6 protein-coding genes are annotated in these 24,118 nt (G+C 44.1%); all 6 read left to right on the top strand.

From position 1 onward, the window contains the following. Positions 1-32 precede the first annotated feature (32 nt). The 6 genes from ACE1CM_RS45930 (at position 33) to ACE1CM_RS45905 (ending at position 24,108) form a co-directional block, all read left to right on the top strand. Positions 33-1,049 carry a TauD/TfdA family dioxygenase gene (locus ACE1CM_RS45930; RefSeq protein WP_374886316.1) on the top strand — a complete coding sequence of 339 codons (1,017 nt, stop codon included), beginning with the start codon at positions 33-35 and terminating at the stop codon, positions 1,047-1,049. A 32-nt stretch (positions 1,050-1,081) separates the two neighbouring features. Then, a complete protein-coding gene (locus ACE1CM_RS45925; protein ID WP_374886315.1) occupies positions 1,082-9,067 on the top strand; it encodes an amino acid adenylation domain-containing protein in 7,986 nt (2,661 codons plus the stop codon). Next, positions 9,064-13,791, top strand: a complete 4,728-nt coding sequence (locus ACE1CM_RS45920; protein WP_374886314.1) for an amino acid adenylation domain-containing protein — start codon at positions 9,064-9,066, stop codon at positions 13,789-13,791. The genes ACE1CM_RS45925 and ACE1CM_RS45920 overlap by 4 nt, the downstream gene beginning before the upstream one ends. Before the next feature lie 12 nt (positions 13,792-13,803). After that, positions 13,804-17,166 carry a condensation domain-containing protein gene (locus ACE1CM_RS45915; RefSeq protein WP_374886313.1) on the top strand — a complete coding sequence of 1,121 codons (3,363 nt, stop codon included), beginning with the start codon at positions 13,804-13,806 and terminating at the stop codon, positions 17,164-17,166. Next, complete coding sequence (locus ACE1CM_RS45910; RefSeq protein WP_374886312.1) at positions 17,163-18,236, top strand: TauD/TfdA family dioxygenase; 1,074 nt, start codon at positions 17,163-17,165, stop codon at positions 18,234-18,236. Before ACE1CM_RS45915 ends, ACE1CM_RS45910 begins: the two co-directional genes overlap by 4 nt. 145 nt (positions 18,237-18,381) lie before the next feature. Beyond that, entirely contained in the window at positions 18,382-24,108 is a 5,727-nt protein-coding gene (locus ACE1CM_RS45905; RefSeq protein WP_374886311.1) for an amino acid adenylation domain-containing protein, read from the top strand. Positions 24,109-24,118: the final 10 nt, after the last annotated feature.

Below are 24,118 nucleotides of genomic sequence, written 5' to 3'. Positions count from 1 at the left end.
CGTCTTTTGCGGTTCAATCATTCAGAAACAATATGAAACCTCTCAACTTAAACCCCGCCCGACGAAAACCCATCAGCCTATCATCATCCGAATTAGTTAAATCAAACTTCATTTACCCAGAAAAACCTTTGCCATTGGTGCTAGAGCCTGCTATCGATGGGGTCAAGCTACTAACTTGGATCGCTAGCAATCGAGAATGGCTGGAAACACAACTATTGAAATACGGCGGCATTCTGTTTCGGAATTTCCAGATCGATGGAATAGGAGAGTTTGAGCAGTGCATTAAGACAATTTCTGGAAACTTGCTAGACTACTCTTATCGTTCAACACCGCGCCACCAAATTAGCGGCAAAATATACACTTCAACTGAATACCCTGCCACTCAATCTATACCCCTGCACAACGAGATGGCTTACTCCCGCAACTGGCCTCTGAAAATCTGGTTTTTTTGCCTCAAATCTGCCGAACAAGGCGGCGAAACCCCCATTGCTGACAGTCGGAAAATTTTTGAACGCATTCCAGCAGAAATCAAAGAAAAATTTATGGAAAAAAAGGTGATGTATGTGCGAAACTATGATGACAAACTAGACCTTTCATGGCATAATGTTTTTCAGACAACTAACAAATCAGAAGTAGAGAATTATTGCCGTCAAGCTGAAATTGAGTTGGCTTGGACTAGCGAGGATAGTTTAACAACACGTCAAGTCTGTCAAGCTGTAGCCGCCCATCCAAAAACTGGTGAAATGGTGTGGTTTAACCAAGCTCATTTGTTCCATGTATCCAGCTTGAAATCGGAAATACGCGAATCATTGCTGGCAGCGTTTAAAGAGGAAGAATTGCCGCGCAATGCTTATTACGGTGATGGCTCTCCGATTGAGACTGCTGTATTAGATGAAATTCGGGAAATTTATCAGCAGGAAGCGATAATTTTTCCTTGGCAAGATGGGGATGTATTGATGTTAGACAATATGCTCGCATCCCACGGTCGTCAACCATTTACGGGTTCGAGAAAAGTTGTAGTTGGGATGGCTGAAACTAACATTTTTTAAAATATTTAGCGTCAGAAAAGGAAGAGAAAAATATGCAAAAGCGAGTTATAGAAGGGTTTCAACTTTCACCGCAGCAGAAGCATTTGTGGCTGTTGCAGCAAGCTAGTTATAACCAGCATTACCGGGTTGGATGTGCTATTTATATTGAGGGAAAACTGAAAAAAAATATTTGGGAATCTGCTTTACAGCATGTCGTAGATAGATATGAAATTTTCCGCACTATTTTTTGCTTTTTAGACGGGATGACGATGCCGCTTCAAGTCATCAACGAGTCAAGTAAAGTAGCATTCAATTATCGCGATATTAGTCATTTAAATAGCCAAGAGCAATCGGAAAAAATCGAGGAAATAATCGAGGATAATCGGCGGAAATATTTTGATTTTCAACAAAGTCCATTTGGGGAAATTTCGCTAGTTATTCTTTCAGCAGAAAAGCATTTATTACCGATATGCTTGCCTGCATTATATGCCGATAGGGTAACTCTTAAAAATCTAGCGATCGCAATTAGCAATGCTTACGCAGCTTGCTTGCAGGGGGAAGATCTATCTGACGAACCATTGCAGTATGTCGATATCGCTGAATGGCAAAATGAACTATTTGAAGGAGAGTCAGCAGCAGTTGGAACTTCCTATTGGCGTCAGCAGGAACTTTCTGGATTTTTTAATCTGAAACTTCCTTATGAAAATCGTTTGGAAAAAGGGAATTTTAACCCTCAAGTTTATCGTTTAAACCTCCCTGGTAGTTCGGGAAAAATCAAAGCGATCGCTCAAAAATATAACAGTTCAATTTCCGCAATAATGCTAACTATCTGGCAGATTATTCTCTGGCGAATTACCGGAAATTCAGACATTACAATTGGCGTCTGTTACGATGGTCGCACCCATGAAGAGTTAGAATCAGCACTAGGTTTATTTGCCAAATATTTACCGCTGACAGGTCATTTAGAAGCCAACCTTCAATTCAGCCAAACTGTGCAGCAGATTGAAGCATCAATGCGGGAAGCTTCCCAATGGCAAGAATATTTTGCCTGGGCGGAAGTCATGCAGAAGCATAGGGTAAAAATAAATGCTAATAATAATCCTGTTTGTTTCGATTTTGAACAACTGCCTTTTAAAGTTTCTGGTGCTGACGTATCGTTTTCAATTGAAGAGAGTTACGCTTGTTTGGAGCGGTTTAAAATCAAACTTTCCTGCATTAGTAGGGAGGATGGTATAGTTGCAGATTTTCATTATGATTACAACTATTTTAAACCAGAAGATATTGAGGAATTGGCAATTCAATATCAGACATTGTTAGAGAACGCAATTGAAAAACCAGAGGAGGCGATCGCAACGCTTCAAATCCTCAAACCAGGCGACCTTTATCAACTGCTAGTCGAGTTTAACCAAAACCAAAAACCTCAAACCGAATCTTGTATTCACCACTTATTTGAAGCACAAGTTGCAGAGACACCTGACAATATTGCAGTTGTCGCAGAGGAGGAGCAACTAACCTACGCCGAACTTAACGCACGAGCCAATCAACTCGCTCGTCACCTACAGCATTTAGGCGTAAAACCAGAAGTTTTGGTAGGAATTTGTCTCGAACGCTCCCTGAATCTAATTGTGGCATTGCTGGGCATTTTAAAAGCTGGTGGAGCATATCTCCCACTAGATCCAGAACTACCAAAACAGCGTTTAGGTTTTATGTTGGAGGATGCGCGGGTATCGGTACTGTTGACACAACAGAAATTAGTCGCAATTCTGCCAGATTATGCAACGCAAGTAGTGCAACTAGACACTGACTGGGATGCAATCTCACAAGAAAGCAACGAAAATTTAAACAGCGAAACCAAGCCTGAAAATTTAGCATACGTTATCTACACCTCTGGCTCAACAGGTCAGCCCAAAGGCGTCGCAATTGAGCATCGACAACTCATCAACTACCTCAACGGTATCTTGGAAAAACTCGATCTTCCTGCGGGTGTCAGCTTTGCGACTGTTTCCACCTTTGCAGCAGACTTAGGCAACACGGCTATTTTTCCCGCCTTATGTACGGGAGGATCTCTTCATATAATTTCCCAAGAAAGAGCCTGGGATGCCAAAGCTATTGCAGAATACTGTCGCCGCCATCCAATCGACTGTCTGAAGATCGTTCCTTCCCACCTAGCAGCTTTGCTGACATCTTCCTATGGCGAACAAATTTTACCCCGGCAGCGATTAGTTTTGGGGGGGGAAGCTGTTAGATGGAAGTTAATCGAGCAGATTCGCAAGTACGCTCCTAATTGCCGAATTCTTAACCACTACGGCCCTACAGAAACCACCGTAGGCGTGTTGACCTTTGAGGTAGAAAATATTTTAACAAGCGATGCACAGACGGTTCCCATCGGTCGTCCAATTGCTAACGCACAGATTTACTTGCTCGATCGGTACGGACAGCCAGTTCCGATTGGCGTACCGGGGGAATTGCACATTGGTGGTGCTAGCGTAGCTAGAGGTTATTTAAATCAGCCCGAACTAACTGCCGAGAAATTTAAGGTATTAGATTTTAATTTGGGGGGTACGAATTCTGACCAAGAAGACGCGGCTGGGGAGGACGCGGAGAGGGGGAGACAAGGGAGAGCGGAGAGTTTTGTAAAGCCATCCCCGCGTCTGGGTGTCCCCGTGTCCCCGCGTCCTCTTCAAGAACAACCTAATAATTTAAAATCAGGTCGCCTCTACAAAACAGGCGATTTAGCTCGCTACATGCCAGACGGAAACATTGAGTTTTTGGGGCGGATCGATCATCAAGTAAAAATTCGCGGTTTCCGCATCGAACTTACTGAAATTGAAGTTGTACTACGCGAGCATCCAGCGATTCGGGAAGCTGTTATTTTAGGGCGAGAAGATGAAGCGGGTAACAAGCGTTTGGTTGCTTATATAGTTTTCAACCAAAATACATTTGCTACAACTAACCAATTGCGTCAATTCCTTCAGGAGAAGTTGCCAGAGTACATGATACCGTCTGCGTTTGTGCGGCTAAAAACTTTGCCGCTGTCGCCTAACGGTAAGGTGGATATTCAAGCACTACCAGCACCAGACACATCGAGATCCGATGAAGAAACTTTTGTCGCACCTCGTACCCCCGTTGAGGAAGTATTAGCTAAGATTTGGGCGCAAGTTTTAGGACTCAAACAAGTCGGCATTCACGATAATTTTTTCGAGTTGGGCGGAGACTCTATTTTCAGTATGCAGATCGTTGCTAGAGCCAATCAAGCAGGCGTGCAACTCACTCCCAAGCAGATGTTTGAGTACCCAACGATCGCACAATTAGCAGCAAATGCCCGCACCACAACTTCGCCGAATGCAACTGTGGTTCAAGCTGAGCAAGATTTGGTCACAGGAGAAGTATCCCTGACACCGATTCAACATTGGTTCTTTGAGCAAAATCTTCCCGATGTTCATCACTGGAACCAAACTATTGTGCTAGAAGTGCGACAATCTCTCGATCCAAAGTTATTAGAACGAGTAGTAGAGCATTTATTGCAACACCACGATGCACTGCGTCTGCGATTTGTGCAAATTGAGTCTGGCTGGCAGCAATTTCTGAGCAACGCTGATGGGGAAGAAATACCATTTTCCTATGTAGATTTATCGGCATTGCCAGAAACTCAACAAAAAGCTGCAATGGAAGCAACGGCATCCCAATTGCAAGCAAGTTTGAATTTATCACAAGGGCCGCTGGTGCGGGTAGCTTTGTTTAATTTAGGCGATCGCAAGCCTACTCGCCTGCTTTTAACAATTCACCACTTGGCTGTAGATGGCGTTTCTTGGCGGATTTTGTTGGAAGACTTTGAGATCGCTTACCAACAACTCAGCCGGGGTGAAACTATTAAGTTATCGCCCAAAACAACCTCGTTTAAGCAGTGGTCTGAAAGTTTGCACCAGTATGCTCTCTCAGCACAATTGGATCGAGAGCAAAAGTACTGGGTTAGTTGTTTCTGTCAGCAAGAAACCCGCTTACCAGTGGACTTGGCAAACGGAATTAATACGGTTGCGTCGGCTCGCACCGTGTCGGTTAATCTTAGTGTGGAAGAAACCCGCGCCTTGCTGCGAGGCGGGATCGAAGACGCATCGCTCGCCGCCCTATTGCAAGTTTTTTCCCGGTGGACAGGTTCGCAAATGTTGCTGGTAGATTTAGAGGGTCACGGGCGGGAAGACGTTGTGGAAAATGTAGATTTGTCGCGTACAGTCGGCTGGTTTACTACTATCTTCCCAGTGGTATTAAAGTTGGGCGAATCTACTCGGAAAGAAGAGGTATTAAAAGCAGTAAAAGAGCAATTGCGTGCTATTCCCCATCGAGGTATCGGCTACTCTGTGCTGCGCTATCTCAGCAATGCCGAACAACTGCAAACCTTGCCAAAGGCAGAGGTAAGATTTAATTATTTGGGTCAATCAGACCAGGTATTTCAGAATTCGTCTTTATTCCAACTGGCGCCAGAATCTATCGGCGCCGATCGTAGCTTGCGGGGAAATCGCAGCTATCTGTTAGATATTAACGCCATTGTTGTCGCAGGTCGGCTGCAATTCGATTGGACGTACAGCGAACAAATTCATAGTCGAGATAGGATTGAGAATTTAGCCTTGGAGTTTGTGGCGGTAATGCGATCGCTCATTCTCCAATCTCATTCCCCCGATGCAGCAAGCTACACCACAACTGATTTCCCGAAAGCACGCTTAAGCCAAACAGCCCTCAATTTGCTGCTTACCCAAATCAAATCTCAACCGCAAAACATCGAAGATATTTATCCCCTATCGCCAGCACAGCAAGGCATTTTATTTCACAGTTTGTACGATCCCAAAGCAGGGATGTATTTCGTACAAATGAGCTATGTCTTGCATTGCAATCTGAATGTTTCTGCCTTTGAGCAAGCTTGGCAGCAAATTATAGATCGACATGCGGTTTTGCGGACTTCTTTCCATTGGGAAAACCTGGATCGATCGCTACAAATAGTTTATCGGCAAGTCCAACTACCTCTAGAACAGTACGATTGGCGCTTAATTACACCCAGCGAACAACAACAGCAAATCGAAGCGTTTCTACAGGCAGATCGAGAGCAAGACTTCGATTTTTCCCAAGCACCGCTGATGCGCTTGACGCTGATCCGCCTAGACGATAATACCTACCAATTTGTCTGGAGCAAACACCATTTAATTTTAGATGGTTGGTCTACCGCATTAATTCTTAAAGAAGTGCTGGATGCTTACACAGCGCTGTCTCAAGGTCAAGATTTTCTCTCAGTTCGTTGTCGTTCCTACGGAGACTATATTGCTTGGCTACAGCAGCAAGATTTATCTGTTGCCGAAACATTCTGGAGACAGTTACTTAAAGGTTTTACTGCTCCCACAATGTTAAATGGACTTCTGCAAAAAACAAACTCTTTGACAGGCGAGACGCCTATCCCACAAGAGATATGGTCGAACTCTAATGTAGGCGGAAATTTGGGCGATGAAGTAAAGGGTAACGGTAAGCAGCAAATCCAGCTATCGGAAACAACAACAACAGCACTTTATTCTTTAGCTCGAAAGCATCAACTGACGCTTAATACCCTGATACAGGGGACGTGGGCGCTGCTTTTAAGTCGTTATAGCGGGGAATCAGATGTTGTTTTTGGAGCCACTGTTTCTGGTCGTCCGGCGGAATTAGCAGAAACCGAATCTATGGTAGGACTTTTTATCAATACTCTACCCGTGCGCGTACAAGTCGATCGCGATCAATTTTTAATACCTTGGCTGCGCGAAATTCAGGCTCAACAATCTGAGGCACGGCAATATGAATATAGTCCTTTAGTGGAAGTTCACCGATGGAGTGACGTACCGCGAGGCGTGCCTTTGTTCGAGACTCTCGTCATCTTTGAGAACTATCCTGTAGATTCTTCTTTACCCCAATACAGAGAGATTCTGGGAGTGCGCGAGATTGCAGTTGTTGAACAAACAAATTATCCTTTGACGCTGATAGTCGAAGTAGGTTCGCAAGTGTCGCTACAAATTTTGTGCGATCGCACCCGCTTTGATAGCGCTACGATTAGCCGAATGCTGGGTCATTTCCAAACTTTGCTAGAAGGCATGATGACCGATCTGGATCGGCGTCTGTCGCAATTGCCCCTGTTAACAGAATCTGAGCGACAACAGGTATTAGTTGATTGGAATAACACCAAAATAGATTACCCGCATTTATGCCTGCATCAGCTATTTGAGGCGCAGGTGGAACGCACTCCCGATTCTGTGGCGGTGGTGTTTGAAGACCAACAACTCACTTATAGCCAACTTAATCAAAAAGCTAATCTTTTAGCACATCATCTGATAAAATTAGGAGTCAAGCCTAATAGTTTGGTCGGCATTTGTGTAGAGCGATCGCTCGACATGGTAATAGCACTGCTGGGCATTCTCAAAGCAGGTTCGGCCTATGTCCCCCTAGATCCAGCCTACCCAAAATCGCGCATTGCCTTCATGCTAGAAGATGCCCAAGTATCCCTTTTAGTAACTCAATCGCAATTAGTCCCAGCATTACCTTTACATAATGCGATCGCTGTCTGTTTGGATACCGACTCCGAACAAATTAACCAGAACGACGCCCACAATCCCAACAGTACCGTTACCCCAGACAACTTAGCCTATGTAATTTATACCTCGGGTTCGACAGGAACACCCAAAGGCGTGCAAATACCCCATAGCGCATTAGTTAACTTTTTAACTGCGATGCGTCAATCGCCAGGATTGAGCGAAAAAGATATTCTGCTGAGTGTGACTACTTTATCGTTTGATATTGCCGCGTTGGAGATATTCTTACCGTTGATAGTAGGAGCGCGTTTAGCGATCGCCAGCCGCCAAGTTGCTACCGATGGTACTGAGTTATTAAAGCAACTGCAAGATTTGGGCGTGACAGTAATGCAAGCCACACCCGCTACATGGAGGCTACTATTAGCAGCCGGATGGCAAAATAGTCCGGGGTTAAAAATACTTTGTGGTGGGGAAGCGATCGAGCCAAAACTCGCTAATGAATTGCTCTTGAGGGGCGAGCAAGTGTGGAATTTATACGGCCCAACAGAAACAACAATTTGGTCAGTTATCGATCGAGTTTCACCGTCGGATAGTGTAATTTCGATTGGTCGTCCAATTGCCAATACGCAAATTTATATCCTCGACCCAGATTTAAAACCAGTGCCAGTGGGAGTAATAGGAGAACTTTACATTGGTGGTGCAGGTGTAGCAAAAGGATATCTCAATCGGCCTGATTTAACAGTTGAGCGTTTTATTTCCCATCCGTTTGAAGTCGGTGATAGTCGAGTATACAAAACTGGAGATTTGGCGCGTTATCTTCCTGATGGCAGAATCGAGTATTTGGGGCGGAGAGATTTTCAGGTAAAATTGCGGGGAAGGAGGATTGAATTATTAGAGATTGAGGCGAAACTTAATACTCATCCAGAGGTGGGTGAGAGCGTGGTTGTACTGAGAGAGGATGAGCCGGGTAATAAGCGTTTAGTGGCGTATATTGTCTCTAAATCGGTGAATTTAAAATCGGGGGAATTGCGCCGTTACTTAGAAGAATTGCTGCCCGATTATATGGTGCCAAATGCGTTTGTGATGCTGGAAGTTTTACCTTTAACGCCTAATGGTAAAGTGGATAGGCGCAGTCTTCCGACACCTGAAACAAGTAGACCTGAGTTAGAAAAACTATTTGCGCCTCCCCGCACAGCAGTAGAAGAAGAAATAGCCAAAATCTGGGCTGAAGTTCTTAATATCGAGCAAGTAGGCATCCACGACAACTTTTTTGATTTGGGAGGACATTCGCTACTAGCCACCCAAGCAATTTCTCGGCTACGGGCTGCATTCAATGTTGAGTTGCCCTTACGCCAACTGTTTGAATCTCCTACTGTAGCCGAATTAGCTGTAGCGATCGCACAAAACCTGATCGAGCAAGCTGATGATGAAATGCTGACTCAGATGTTAGCAGAACTAGAGCAGCTATCCGAACAAGAAATTCACCAAGTAAATCAATGAGCAACAATAACGAACGCATCGCCGCACTTTCTCCCGAAAAACGCCAGATGCTTGTACAACAGCTTTATCAGAAAACAGCAAAAGTCACGCGATCGCGCAGCGTGCCAAATGGCACATCGCCAATTACACCCCAAAATCGAGACGTTAACTGTTTTCCCTTATCTTTTGCACAAGCTAGGTTGTGGTTTCTCGACCAGTTAGAACCGGGCAAACCTTTCTATAACATTTCCAGTGCTTTGCTACTAAAAGGCAGTCTCAATCTTGCGGCACTTGAACAAAGTCTCAACGAGGTTATCAGGCGGCATGAAATTTTAAGGACTAGCTTTGCCACAGTAGATGGACAACCCGTTCAGGTGATTGAGCCAAACTTAAAATTGACTTTGAACGTGCAAGATTTGCGACAACTTCCCCCAATTGAGCAGCAACAAACGGTACAGCAATTAATCGCCCAGTCAGCCAACCAACCGTTTGATTTAACGCAGTTGCCGTTGCTGCGGGTTAGCTTACTGCATGTGGGCGAATCAGAATACGTAATGCTGCTCGTAATGCACCATATCATTTCGGATGGTTGGTCAATGGGGGTATTGATCCGCGAGATGGTAGCGCTTTATAAAGCTTATGGCGCTGGAAAACCTTCACCGCTTGCGGAAGTGACGATTCAGTATGCAGACTTTGCTGTTTGGCAGCGATCGCAAAAGGAAGCGATCGCTTCTCAAATAACTTATTGGAAACAACAATTAAGCGGCAATTTACCCGTTCTCCAACTTCCCACAGACCGACCTCGACCCCCAGTTCAAACCTTTAAAGGAGCGCGGCAATCTTTATTATTAACCAAAAATTTAACCCCAGCGCTGAAAAAACTCAGCCAGCAGGAAAACGCTACCTTGTTCGTAACGCTACTAGCAGCGTTCCAAACATTGTTATACCGATATACAAATCAAGCAGATATCTGCGTCGGTTCGCCAATTGCTAATCGCAACCGAGTTGAAATTGAGGGGTCTCTCGGGGTATTTGTAAACACTTTGGTGCTGCGTACCGATCTTGCGGGTAATCCCACTTTTCGGGAACTGCTGGGTCGAGTGCGCGAAGTTGCATTAGCAGCTTATAGTCACCAAGATTTACCGTTTGAGAAGCTAGTAGAGGAATTACAGCCGCAACGGGATTTGAGTCGAAATCCACTGTTTCAGGTGATGTTCGCGCTTCAGAATGCCCCCATGCCAGAGATTGCGTTAGAAGGATTGACTATCGATACTTTAAACGTTGAAACTAACAGGGCGCAGTTCGATTTAAGCTTGGCAATCGTGGAGAATTCACAAGGAGCGATCGCGGAGGTAGAATACAGCACCGATTTGTTTGAAGCCGCCACGATTGCCCGAATGCTAAAGCATTTTGAAACCTTGCTAGAAGGTATTGTTGCTAATCCGGATCGGTGTTTATCAGATTTACCAATTTTAACTGCGTCAGAACGACAACAATTGCTGGTAGATTGGAATGACACGTTTGCAGATTATCCCAAAGACTGCTGCATTCATCAGTTATTTGAAGCCCAAGTAGAGCAGACGCCCGACGCTGTTGCTGCAATCTTTGATGCCCAAACCTTGACTTATTGCCAGCTAAATGCTAAGGCAAATCAATTGGCGCACTATCTGCGTTCCTTGGGAGTGAAACCAGAACAACTGGTGGGGGTGTGTGTAGAGCGATCGCTAGAAATGATGGTAGGAATTCTTGGCATCCTAAAAGCTGGTGGGGCTTACTTACCCTTAGATTCTTCCTACCCTTCAGAAAGGTTAGCCTTTATGTTGGAGGATGCTCGGATAGGTATACTGCTGACTCAACAGCACTTAATAGAAAAACTGCCTCAATCAAGAGTGAAAATCGCGTGTTTGGATACAGATTGGGAAGAAATTTCTCAGCACAGCCAAGAGAATCCTCATACCAATGTAACTGCGGAAAACCTAGCTTATGTTATCTATACTTCGGGTTCTACAGGGACACCCAAAGGCGTTGAAATCACCCACCAAGACTTAACAAACCATAGTATTGCCGTTGCCAAAGCGTATCAACTTCAAAGTAGCGATCGCATTCTCCAATTCGGTTCTATTAGCTTCGATGTTTCGGCAGAAGAAATTTTTCCCTCCTGGTTAAGCGGCGCGACAGTTGTTATCCGACCAGAAGAAATTCTAGATTTTGCCAACTTCGGGCAATTTTTGGCGCAAGAAAAAGTTACCGTTGTCAATTTACCAACTACCTATTGGCACGAGTGGGTGTCTTATCTTGTCGATTCAAAAACCGAATTACCTCCCACACTTCGTTTAGCGATTGTAGGAACCGAAGCCGTACAACCAGAACAACTGGTTATTTGGGAAAAACAGGTAGGGAATCGCGTTCGCTGGATTAATGCTTACGGCCCAACCGAAGCGACAATCGGTGTCACGCTTTATGAATTAACTACCTCGGATCGACAACTTTCCTGCGTGCCTATTGGTCGTCCTATTGCTAACACGCAAATTTATATCCTCGACTCTCATTTGCAACCAGTTCCCATCGGCGTCACTGGTGAAATTTATATCGGCGGCGATAGCTTATCTAGAGGGTATCTCAATCGTCCGTATCTGACAGCCGAAAAGTTTATATTAAACCCCTTTGAGAGAGCTAATTCCCAATCTCTAAAACCAAGTCGCTTGTACAAAACCGGGGATTTGGCTCGCTATCTTCCCGATGGAAATATCCAGTTGATCGGACGCATCGACTCGCAAGTGAAAATTCGTGGCTTCCGCATTGAATTAGGAGAGATTGAAACAATTTTAAAACAACATCCTGCGGTTCGAGATGCGGTAGTTTTAGCCCAAGAAGAAAGCGAAAAGCCGAATCATAAACGGTTGGTAGCTTATATTGTCGCCAAAGAAACAGCAACCACAACGGTTGAAATGCGAGATTTATTAACAAAAAAACTGCCCAATTACATGGTGCCGTCCGGTTTTGTAATCCTGGAGATCTTACCGCTGTTACCCAACGGTAAGGTGGATAGGAACGCTCTGTTGCATTTGAATTTGACGCCGCATGAACCGGAAACAAAATTTGTCGAACCTTCCACAACCATCGAGGGGGTGTTAGCGAAAATATGGGCTGAAGTTCTTCGCATTGAACAGGTAGGAATTCACGATAATTTCTTTGAATTGGGTGGAGATTCGATTCTCAGCATTCAAGCGATCGCTAGAGCCAACAAAGCAGGTTTGCGGCTAACTCCCAAGCAACTATTCGAGCATCAAACTATTGCTGAATTGGCAGCCGTAGCAAGCACAATCCAGACTACAGAGGCACAACAAGGTTTGGTGACGGGAGAGGTACATCTAACGCCGATTCAGCACTGGTTTTTCCAACAAAATCTGCCACAACCGCATCATTTTAACCAAGCTGTGCTGTTGCAAGTCGAGCAAAATTGCGACTTGGCTTTGTTACAGCAGACAATACAGCAGTTGGTATTACACCACGATGCACTTCGCCTGCGCTTTGTGCAAACAGAGTTTGGTTGGAAGCAGGAGATCGCCAATCCTGATGCAGAAGTGCCATTGACGCGGTTGGATTTTTCCGCACTACCAGAGGTAGAACAAATAGCAGCCTTAGAAGCAGCTATTAATGAATTGCAGTCGAGTCTTAACTTGTCAGTTGGACCGTTGATCCGAGTTGCTTATTTCGACTTTGGTGTTGACAAACCGAGTCGCCTGCTGTTCGTCATTCACCACTTAGCAATTGATGGCGTTTCTTGGCGAATTTTATTAGAAGACTTGAGTCGGGGTGAGGCGATCGATTTACCACCCAAGACAACTTCCTTCCAGCAGTGGTCTAACTGTCTTCAAGAATATGCACGCTCAGCCAGTTTACAACAAGAGCAAAACTATTGGCTAACCGAGTCTCGCAGTTTAGTTTCTCGTTTACCTGTGGACTATCCAGAGGGCGATAATACCGTTGCTTCTGCGGATCGAGTAGCGATCGCACTCAACGCAGAACAAACCCAAGCCTTACTACAAGAAGTTCCCAAAGCTTATAACACCCAGATTAACGATGTGTTACTTGCAGCGCTGGTTATGGCTTTTGCTAAATGGACGGGCGATCGCTCTCTTTTAGTAGACCTGGAAAGTCACGGACGGGAACAAATTTTTGACAATCTAGACTTATCGCGCACCGTAGGTTGGTTTACAAGTGTGTTTCCCATAATTTTAAACCAAGAATCCAATCCGAGAGAAACTTTGAAAGCAGTTAAAGAACAACTGCGCGGCGTTCCCAATCGGGGAATTGGTTATGGAATTTTGCGCTATCTCGGCGATAATAAAATTGCCGAACAACTGAAAAATTTGCCCCAAGCTGAAGTTATTTTCAACTATTTAGGTCAGTTTGATCGGACACTTTCTGAGTCTTCTTTGTTTAGCTTTGCGAGGGAATCTACTGGTAATAGCCGCAGTTTGCAAGGTACGCGGAGTCATTTATTTGAAATTGACGGATTGGTGAATGGGGGACAGCTATCGCTGTCGTGGACGTACAGCAAAAATCTTTACCAAAAAGCCACAGTTGAGTACTTAGCTCAAACCTATCTGGAAGTGTTGCGGGAATTGATTGTTCACTGTCAATCACCCGATGCGGGTGGTTACACTCCTTCAGATTTTCCTGATGTCGATCTTAACCAAGAACAACTTGAAAATCTGCTTGCAGAAATAGGCGCTAGTTAACGGGAGTATGTGATGAAGAATAAAAACATTGAAGCTATTTATCCGCTTTCTGCGCCGCAACAGGGGATGCTGTTCGAGACTTTATACGGTTTAGAGTCAGGAATGCACGTTGAGCAGTTTACCTGCACTTTACGCGGAAATATTAATATTTCGGCGTTTAAGCAGGGCTGGGAACGGATTGTGGAACGGCATTCTGTTTTGAGAACAGGTTTTGTTTGGAAAGAGCAACAGCAGCCACTGCAAGTTGTGCTGCGGCGAGTGGAAGTACCTTTTGAGCAGCAAGATTGGCGCGGATATCAATTGCTTGAACAACAGGAGCAATTAGCAGGTTATTTGAGGAGCGATCGCACTCGCAATTTTAATCTATCCCAGCCACCCCTGATGCGTCTGGCACTTTTTCATCTAGCTTTAGATACCTATCAATTTGTTTGGACTCACCATCATATCCTAATGGACGGTTGGTGCGGCGCTTTAGTAATTAAAGAATTCCTTTCTTTTTACCAAGCTTTTAGTAAAAATCGCCCTCTACAGCTAGAGCCTGTTTGTTCCTACAGTAAGTACATCGCATGGCTGAAAAAACAGGATTTATCTCAAATAGAAACATTTTGGCAAAAAACGCTACAGGGTTTCGTCAAACCAACCCCCCTGGGTAAAATAAATCAGCAGGCTGAGTTTCCTACTTCTGCTTTGGAGGCTGAGTTTCCTACTCCTTGTTTGGAGGCTGAGCCTCCTACTCCTCATTCCCAGGCTGAGCCTGGGAACGAGAAAGAGCGGTATGGGGAAGAAAGTAGGTTTTTACCAGCACAAATTACAGCAGCTTTAAAGTCTTTAGCCAAAGCTAACCGCCTAACTTTGAACACCATCGTTCAAGGAATATGGGCGCTGCTTCTGAGCCGCTATAGCGGTGAAAAAGATGTAGTTTTTGGGATTACTGTCTCCGGGCGTCCGCCAGATTTACCCGGTATTGAATCGATGGTAGGGCTATTTATTAATACCTTACCTCTAAGAGTCAAAATCGCTCCTCAAACAAAGCTATTGTTCTGGCTCCAAGATATTCAAACTGATAACTTTGCTCTTCGGCAATACGAACACAGCCACGGAGGGCAAATTCACGAATGGAGCGGAGTGCCTGGTTTTTTACCACTGTTTGAAAGCATTTTAGTGTTCGAGAATTATCCGGTCGATTTAGCGATACTCCAAGCGGAAGATTTCAGCATCAATATCAGTAATTCTCGCTCTATTGGGGCGCAAACCAAATATGCCCTTACCTTACTGGTAACTGCTGACTCAACGGTGCAATTGAAATTTGTCTACGACCGCCGCCGCTTTGAGAGTGCTGACATCAAGTTGATTCTGGAGCATTTTTTAGTTTTGCTTAATACCATTGTTTCCGAGTTTGAACTAGGAATGAATAGCACCTACTTTAGACCGGAGGCTCTGCCTCCTACTCCTCGTTCCCAGGCTCAGCCTGGGAACGAGATCCTAGAGGCTCCGCCTCGCTTAAACGAGATAGTAGAGGCTCCGGCTCGCTTAAACGAGATAGTAGAGGCTCCGCCTCGCGGTAGTAAGTGCCATTTGGAACTAGGAATGCTTTTAGATAAAATACCGACAGACCAAATCCCAAAAGTCAGACCACTGAAGATAAGCGATCGCTCTACTTCCAAACAAGTTTATCCAGCTTTGCGTACACCAGTTGAAGAAGTAGTGGCAGGAATTTGGACTCAAATACTTGGTCTAAATCAAGTTAGTATCGACGACAACTTCTTCGAGTTGGGGGGACACTCGCTGCTAGCAACTCAAGTCATTTCCCGCTTACGGGAAGCCTTTAAAGTAGAAATCCCGCTCTCTTATTTATTTGAGTCGCCAACAATTGCCAAACTAGCCTCTAAAATTGAAGCGAAAATGAAGGCTGGATTGGGATTAATCGCTCCACCCATAGTGCCTGTAGCGCGGGATGAAAACCTGCCTCTCTCCTTTGCCCAACAGCGACTTTGGTTTCTCGATCGCTTAAATCCGGGCAACATTACCTACAATATTCCCAGTGCAGTTAGGTTAACCGGGTCGCTCAATTTGACCGCACTTGAACGCAGCCTCAACGAAGTTTTTAGGCGTCACGAAGCCTTACGAACCTACTTTGTTGAACTAGACGGACAGCCGATGCAAAAAATTGCTCCCCCTGCAACTTTCACCCTCCCCATCGTTGACCTGCGCGAGTTGCCGTCTGTGCAACGAGAACAAAAAGCACAAAACTTGGCTGTTGAGGAAGCTGAAAAACCCTTCGACCTAGCACGAGGGCCATTGTTACGAATCGTTTTGTTGCAACTTGACGAGACAGAATACGTACTGCTGTTGACGATGCACCATATCGTCTCCGATCTCTGGTCAGCGGCAATACTCATCCGCGAACTGGCAGCGCTTTATCAAGCTTTTTGCAATAACTTGCCTTCACCGCTGTCGGAACTGCCCATCCAGTACGCAGACTTTGCAGTTTGGCAGCGGCAATGGATGCAAGGTGAGGTACTTGCAACTGAGCAAACTTATTGGAAGCAACAGCTAAGCGGCGCTTTGACCGTACTCAAATTACCCGCCGACAAACCTCGACCTTTGCAGCCAACTTCTGAGGGGAAAATGCTGCCGTTGGTGTTGCCCAAAGAATTGAGCGAGGCGCTGAAGTCATTAAGCCAGCGCGAGGGCGTTACTATTTTTATGAGTTTGCTAGCGGCTTTTAATGCGCTGCTTTACTGCTATACCCAGCAGGATGACATTCTTGTAGGTTCGCCAATTGCCAACCGAAATCGACGTGAAATTGAAGGACTAATTGGATTTTTTATCAATACTTTAGTTCTGCGAACTGACCTTTCCGGCAACCCCAGTTTTCGAGAGTTACTCAGTCGGGTGCGTCAAGTCACGTTAGGAGCTTATGCACACCAAGATTTACCTTTCGAGAAGTTGGTAGGGGAATTGCAAATAGAACGAGACTTAGACAGTAACCCGCTGTTTCAAGTCTGGTTCACCCTGCAAAATAGTTCGACGGTGGATGTTTCTCTACCCGATTTAACTCTTAACTCGTTCGAGGTTAAAAAGACGACTGTTCCGTTCGATTTAGCGCTTCTGCTTTCAGAAAAGCCCGAAGGCATCAGCGGTTGCTTTGAGTACAAAACAGATTTGTTTGCAGCCTCGACGATTTTATCTATGGCAGAACGGTTTAAAATGCTTTTGCAATCCGTTGTTGCAGATCCCGATCTTACCCTCAACCAGATTGTAGAAAATTTCCACGAATCAAACAGGCAACAACAGTTGATGAAAGAGCAAGAGTATCAAAATACCGTGCGCCATAAATTAACTAACCTGAAACGCAAATCTCAAAAGCTATGAACAATATCACCCAAAAACAAAGCCTTGGAGACTTGGGAAAAATTAAGCGCAAAACAGTTAAAGTTTCCCAATCAGAATTGATTGAAGTTCAGCCTCTACTTCCAGGAAAAAATATCCCTGTGGTAATCAAACCCGTTGTAGAGGGGTTAAATCTTTTAAAGTGGGCGCAGAACAATCAAGAGACGATAGAGACACTTTTGTTACAATACAGATCCTTACTTTTCCGCGATTTCCACATCAATACGACAGATCTGTTCAACGAGTTTATCAAAGTCACTTCTACGGGGGAGTTGCTGGAATACCGCGATCGCTCATCGCCGCGCCACGAGATTAGCAACAAAATTTATACCTCTACCGATTACCCTGCCGAACAAAGAATCTTTTTACACAATGAGGGGACATACTGGCTAACTTGGCCTTTAAAAATCTATTTTGGCTGTCTAACAGCAGCGTCTCAGGGAGGGGAAACGCCAATCGCTGACTGTCGAAATATTTTTCAACGCATTGACCCCAAAATTAGAGAGCGTTTCATGGAAAAAAAAGTTTTGTATGTGCGAAACTACAACGACGGATTTGGACTAACCTGGCAAACAGTATTTCAAACAGAGGATAAAAATGTTGTAGACGAATATTGCCGCCGCAATCAAATTGATTTTGAGTGGAAAGAGAACGAACGCTTGAAAACTCGTCAAATTCGCCAAGCTGTTGCCAAACACCCTAAAACCGGGGAAATGATTTGGTTCAATCACGCTACTTTTTTCCATATTTCAACGCTAGAAGAACCCATGAAATCGGCATTGTTAGCAGAATTCAAAGAAGAAGATCTGCCCAACAACACTTATTATGGTGATGGCTCTCCGATTGAACCCTCAGTTTTAGACGAACTTCGCGCAGCTTATCAACAAGAAAAAATAACTTTCCCTTGGCAATTGGGAGATGTATTGCTGCTCGATAATATGTCAATTGCTCACGGACGCGAGTCATTTGTAGGAGCGCGAAAAGTTGTAGTAGGAATGGCAGAACCGTTTAGTAACTCAAATACTTATCTCGAAGGTGCGGCTAATAGTTAATGGCTAATGGCTAATGGTTAATGGCTAATGGCTAATCAAAGGAAAAATACTATATTACCGTTCCGAGCGCAATTAGCAATTAGCAATTAGCAATTAGCAATTACCAATTAGCAACTTGTCAACTAAAACACCATAGGACAAAAAAATGCAAAAAGCTACTCTTGAAGGGATTCGACTTTCTCCGCAACAAAAAGATCTGTGGCTGTTACAGCGAGATGAGAAAAAGCAGCCTTATCGCGTACAGTGCGCTATCGGGATCGAAGGAAATCTCAATAAAGCTATTCTCAAAACAGCTTTAGAGAATGTCGTTAATCGACAAGAAATTCTTCGCACTACCTTTGAGTGTTTACCTGGGATGGACATTCCAGTTCAGGTAATAACTAACGGCAATCTAGCGTGGCTTTCCGAACATAATTTTAGCGATGTTAATCCGGAGCTACAAAAAGCTAAAATTGAGGAAATTTTTGCTCAAGTTAGCCAGATGCCTTTCAACTTTGAGGAGGGGCCACTTTTTCAGGTATTTTTGATAACCTTATCACCTGACAAGTTTGTGCTAATTATTAGCTTGCCTGCGATGCTTGCAGATACGGTTGCGCTGAAAAATATTATGGGCGAAATTAGCCGTTGCTACGCAGCTAGCAGGCGCGGTGAAGAACTAGATGACGAACTGCTGCAATATGCAGATATCGCTGAATGGCAGAATGAATTGCTAGAAGGAGAAGAGACAGAAATTGGCAGAAAATACTGGCGCAAACTGGATATTGATAGTATTTTGAACTTAAATCTTCCTTTAGAAAATCGGCCTGAAGTCAAGCTTGAATTTCAACCTCAATCTTTGAAATTTACGATTAAAAGCGATTCGTTAGCTACAAAAACGAAGACTTTTATCAATACATTCTTGCTAACTTGCTGGCAGGTTCTACTGTGGCGGATTACAGAACAGTCTGAGATAGCGATCGCTACAGCCTGCGATGGTCGTAAATATGAGGAGTTAGAGCCAGCAATAGGGCTATTTGTCAAATATCTACCGCTGAAAATACATTTAGAAAATCGGTGTAAATTCAGCGAAATATTAGAACAGGTTAATGAATCTCTCCGCGAGGTATACAAATGGCAAGAAAGTTTTAGTTGGGAACAAATTGTTGGTAATAATACTGAAGAAACCCAGGCTAATTTTTTCCCTTTCTGCTTTGATTTTGAGACAGATATTGCCAAAGAAACAGCGGGTGACGTATCTTTCTCAATTTTTAAGCATTACGCCTGCATTACTCGGTTCAAAGTTAAACTATCTTGTATTCAAAAACAGGATGGTTTGGATGTAGAGCTTCACTACGATGCTAATTTATTTGAAGCCGAGTATATCAAGCGTTTGGCGAGACAATTTGAAACATTGTTCCACAGCGCCCTCGCCCAACCGGAAGCATCAATTGACGAGTTAGAAATACTCGATAGCCAAGAATTAAATCGACTAATAATTGACTTCAATAGCACCAGAAGCGATTACCCAAAATCTCAGTGCATTCACCACATATTTGAGGAAAAAGTTAAACAAAATCCAGACAAAATAGCCGTTGTTTTTGCAGAGCAGCAGTTGACCTATACTGAACTAAACGATCGCGCCAATCAACTGGCGAACTACCTACAAAACTTGGGAGTAAAACCAGAAGTATTCGTGGGGTTGTGCGTAGAGCGATCGCTTGAAATGGTCATCGGTATCTTGGGCATTTTGAAAGCAGGGGGAGCCTATGTACCCCTTGACCCCCTTTATCCAAAAGAGCGATTATCCTTCATGTTAGAGGATACCCAAACACCCATATTATTAACCCAGAAGCGATTGGTAGAAAGTTTACCCGAATCTAACGCAAATATCATCTGCTTAGACACAGAATGGGAAACGATCGCTCGGCAAAGTAGAGAAAATCCTGCCAATGCTAACGCTGCTGAAAATTTAGCCTACCTAATTTATACCTCTGGCTCCACTGGTAAACCAAAGGGAGTGCTAGTAACCCATCAAAACTTGGTTCATTCAACTTACGCTCGGATTAATTACTATCAAGAACCTGTTACTAGCTTCTTATTGCTCTCGTCCTTTGCTTTCGATAGTTCAGTAGCGGGTATCTTTTGGACGCTATGCTCTGGCGGAATTCTTTTTCTGCCTCAAGATGGTCTACAAAAAGACATACCACAACTTATAGAATTGCTCGAACGCAATCCTATTTCCCATTTATTAAGCCTTCCCTCCCTGTATGCTCTTCTATTAGAACAAGCCGCACCAGAACAGCTAGCTTCACTTCGTACTGTCATCGTAGCCGGTGAGCCTTGTAAGAGAGAATTAGTTGCACGTCACCTTAAAATGCTGGCAAAAACATCTCTTTTTAACGAATATGGGCCGACAGAAGCAACAGTTTGGAGCAGCGTTTACAATTGCCAATCGCTGGAAGCGGGAAGATCGCAAGTTCCTATCGGGCGTCCTATTTCTAACACCCAAATCTATATACTCGACTCTCATTTACGTCCAGTTCCCATAGGCGTGTCTGGCGAGTTATATATTAGCGGCGACGGCTTAGCACGAGGATATCTCAATCGCCCCGATCTAACTGCGGAAAAATTCATACCCAATCCTTTTAATCCTTCAGATCGCCTGTACAAAACCGGAGATTTAGGCCGCTATTTGCTCGACGGAAACATTGAGTTTTTAGGCAGAATTGACCACCAAGTAAAAATTCGCGGTTTCCGGATCGAATTGGGCGAAATTGAAGCAGTGCTGAGTCAACATCCAGCCATTCGGCAAGTCGTTATCTTAGCCAGATCGGATGAATCAGACAACAAGCGCCTGGTAGCCTACATCGTACATAACGAGCAAATTACTAATCCAAAATCTAGCGAGTTGCGCGAATTCCTTCAGGAAAAATTGCCAGAGTATATGGTGCCTTCAGTTTTTATTCGGCTGAAAGCCCTACCGCTAATGCCCAACGGCAAAGTAGACATCAAAAAACTTCCAGCACCAGAGACAGTCAGATCTGAATTATCAGAAACTTTTGTGGATCCAAACACCCCAATAGAGAAAGTATTGGCAGAAATTTGGGCTGAAGTATTGCAAATTGATCGCGTAGGTATCCACGATAACTTCTTTGAGTTAGGTGGGGATTCTATTCTGAGCATTCAGATTGTAGCCAAAGCTAACAAAGCTGGTTTGCAGATCGCTCCCAAGCAAATTTTTGCTCATCAAACGATTGCGGAATTGGCAGCCGTAGCTAGCACAATTCGCATTATTCAAGGCGAACAAGGGTTAGTAACTGGAACGCTACCTTTGACTCCGATTCAACACTGGTTTTTTGAGTTGAATCAACCAGATACCCACCACTGGAATCAAGCTTTATTATTGGAATTGCGGCAAGTATGCGATCCTAAGTTGTTGGAGAAAGTGGTGCAGCATTTAATCGAACATCACGATGCTCTCCGCCTGCGTTTTATTCAAAATCAATCAAGCTGGGAGCAAATAAGCGTTAGCCCCAACGAAGTTGTACCATTTACTAGGTTCGATTTTTCAGCGCTACCAGAAATTGAACAAAAAGCAGCAATTGAAGCAGCCGCAAGTCAACTACAAGTTAGTTTAAACTTATCAGAAGGGCCGTTGGTGCGGGTTGCTTTATTTGATTTAGGAGCGCAAAAAACAAGCCGCCTGTTGATTGTGATTCACCACCTTGCCGTTGATGGTGTTTCTTGGCGAATTTTGTTGGAAGATTTTCAGACAATTTACGAACAACTTTGTCGTGGTGAGGCGATACAGCTACCGCCAAAAACAACTTCGTTCAAACAATGGGCGTTGCGCTTGCAGGAGTACGCACAGTCAGCCGCATTGCAACAAGAGCGGAATTATTGGTTAGAACAAGAGCGATCGCATGTTTTTCGGCTACCCGTAGACTATTGTGGGGGAGAAAATGCGATCGCAACGGCAAATACCATATCCGTCTCGTTGAATCAGAAACAAACCCAAATCCTCCTACAACAAGTTCCTAAGACTTTTAACACCCAGATCAACGATGTCTTATTGGCAGCCCTATTACAAGCTTTTGCCGAGTGGACAAAACAACCGTTGTTGCTAGTAGATTTAGAAGGACACGGACGGGAAGAAATCTTCGATGATGTAGATTTATCGCGTACTGTAGGCTGGTTCACCACCATTTTTACAGTGATATTAAAACTAGAAAAAACACCCGATCCAAGCGCTGTTTTAAACGCAGTAAAACAGCAATTGCGTAACATCCCCAATCGAGGTATTGGCTATGGTGTGCTGCGCTATTTAAGCCAAAATATGCAAACTTTACCTCAAGCCGAGGTGTTATTTAACTACCTGGGACAATCTGACCAAATATTTCACCAGGCGTCTCTATTTGCACCAGCCCAAGAATCTAGCGGACTCACCCACAGTTTGCGAGAAAACCGCCGCTATCTGCTAGATATTAACGCAATTGTAGTTAAAGGTCAGTTAGAAATCAGTTGGACGTACAGCAAGGCTATTCATCGTCAAGCCACAATTGAGAAACTGGCTGAAAGTTTTATCAATAAACTGGAAACGCTCATCTCTCGCTCTCAATCTTTCTCAAGGGAAGATAACACTAACAGTACAGAACTTATCGCCACTCTGAACGCTGACTCTATTCTCGACCCCACAATTCGTCCTCCCAACATACCTATCGAGCCTAAAACCGAACCAACTGCTATCTTTGTAACAGGAGCAACAGGCTTTGTGGGAGCCTTTTTACTCCACGAACTTTTGCAACAAACTACTGCTGATATTTATTGCTTGGTACGTGCTTCTAATATAGAGGCTGCAAAGAAAAGGCTGCAAAGTCACCTTGAATCTTATTTACTCTGGAATGAATCTTTAAGCCACCGAATTATTCCAGTTGTAGGAGATTTATCGCAGCCGCTGTTAGGTCTTTCCGATGACCAGTTTCAAGTATTGGCAAATAAAATCGATGTTATCTATCACAATGCTGCATTCATAAATCTTGTCTATCCCTACTCTGTAGTCAAAGCTGCCAACGTTTTAGGAACGCAGGAAATTTTAAGGTTGGCAAGTCTTGTCAAAGTGAAACCCGTGCATTTTATGTCTACCTTGAGCGTTTTTGAATCAGTTGACCGCTCTGTGGTCGAGAAAATTCCGGAAGTGAATAATCTGGATAATATTCCCGTACCTGAGATTGGCTACGTTCAAAGTAAATGGGTAGCAGAAAAGTTAGTAACAACCGCACGGGAACGAGGAATTCCAATTGCTATTTACAGGCTTGGACGTATGTCAGGGAATAGCAAAACAGGCATTTCTAATACAGATGACTTCATTCACCGAGTGCTAAAAGGCTGTATCGAACTTGGAAGTACGCCAGACTCCGACACGATGGTAGACATGACTCCTGTAGACTTCGTGAGTCGTGCGATCGCTCATCTATCGATGCAAAAAGAATCTCTAGGAAAAGCTTTTCACCTATTCAACCCTAACCCTATCCCTTGGCGCGAAATTGTCAGTTGGATGCGCTCTTTTGGCTACAATATTCAGCATATGTCCTATAATAGTTGGGAATCAATGCTGATGGATAAGTGGCAAACAAAAACGCTTGATGAAACTGAGTTTAATGCTAAAAGTGCCTTACATTCACTTGTGCTTCTTTTGGTAAAAAATCCCAAGGATTCAAATTCCAACTTGCCAGAGCCACAGATCGACTGCCAAAATACTCTTAATGGACTTGCAAATACCTCGATTGTTTGTCCAGCCATAGATGATAAGCTGCTTCGTACTTACTTCTCATACCTGATTCAAAGTGGTTTTCTAGATTCACCCCAGCCTAGCCACCAGCCTGGATATACCTAAAAAATAGATA

This window comes from Microseira sp. BLCC-F43, from assembly GCF_041929235.1.
Lineage (GTDB): Bacteria > Cyanobacteriota > Cyanobacteriia > Cyanobacteriales > Aerosakkonemataceae > Microseira.
The sequence above is the reverse complement of the archived record's forward strand: the minus strand, read 5'-3'. Positions and strand labels throughout refer to the sequence as shown.

Coding starts and splice junctions, on each gene's coding strand:
- ACE1CM_RS45930 (WP_374886316.1), top strand. CDS start 33: ATGAAACCTCTCAACTTAAACCCCGCCCGACGAAAACCCATCAGCCTA.
- ACE1CM_RS45925 (WP_374886315.1), top strand. CDS start 1,082: ATGCAAAAGCGAGTTATAGAAGGGTTTCAACTTTCACCGCAGCAGAAG.
- ACE1CM_RS45920 (WP_374886314.1), top strand. CDS start 9,064: ATGAGCAACAATAACGAACGCATCGCCGCACTTTCTCCCGAAAAACGC.
- ACE1CM_RS45915 (WP_374886313.1), top strand. CDS start 13,804: ATGAAGAATAAAAACATTGAAGCTATTTATCCGCTTTCTGCGCCGCAA.
- ACE1CM_RS45910 (WP_374886312.1), top strand. CDS start 17,163: ATGAACAATATCACCCAAAAACAAAGCCTTGGAGACTTGGGAAAAATT.
- ACE1CM_RS45905 (WP_374886311.1), top strand. CDS start 18,382: ATGCAAAAAGCTACTCTTGAAGGGATTCGACTTTCTCCGCAACAAAAA.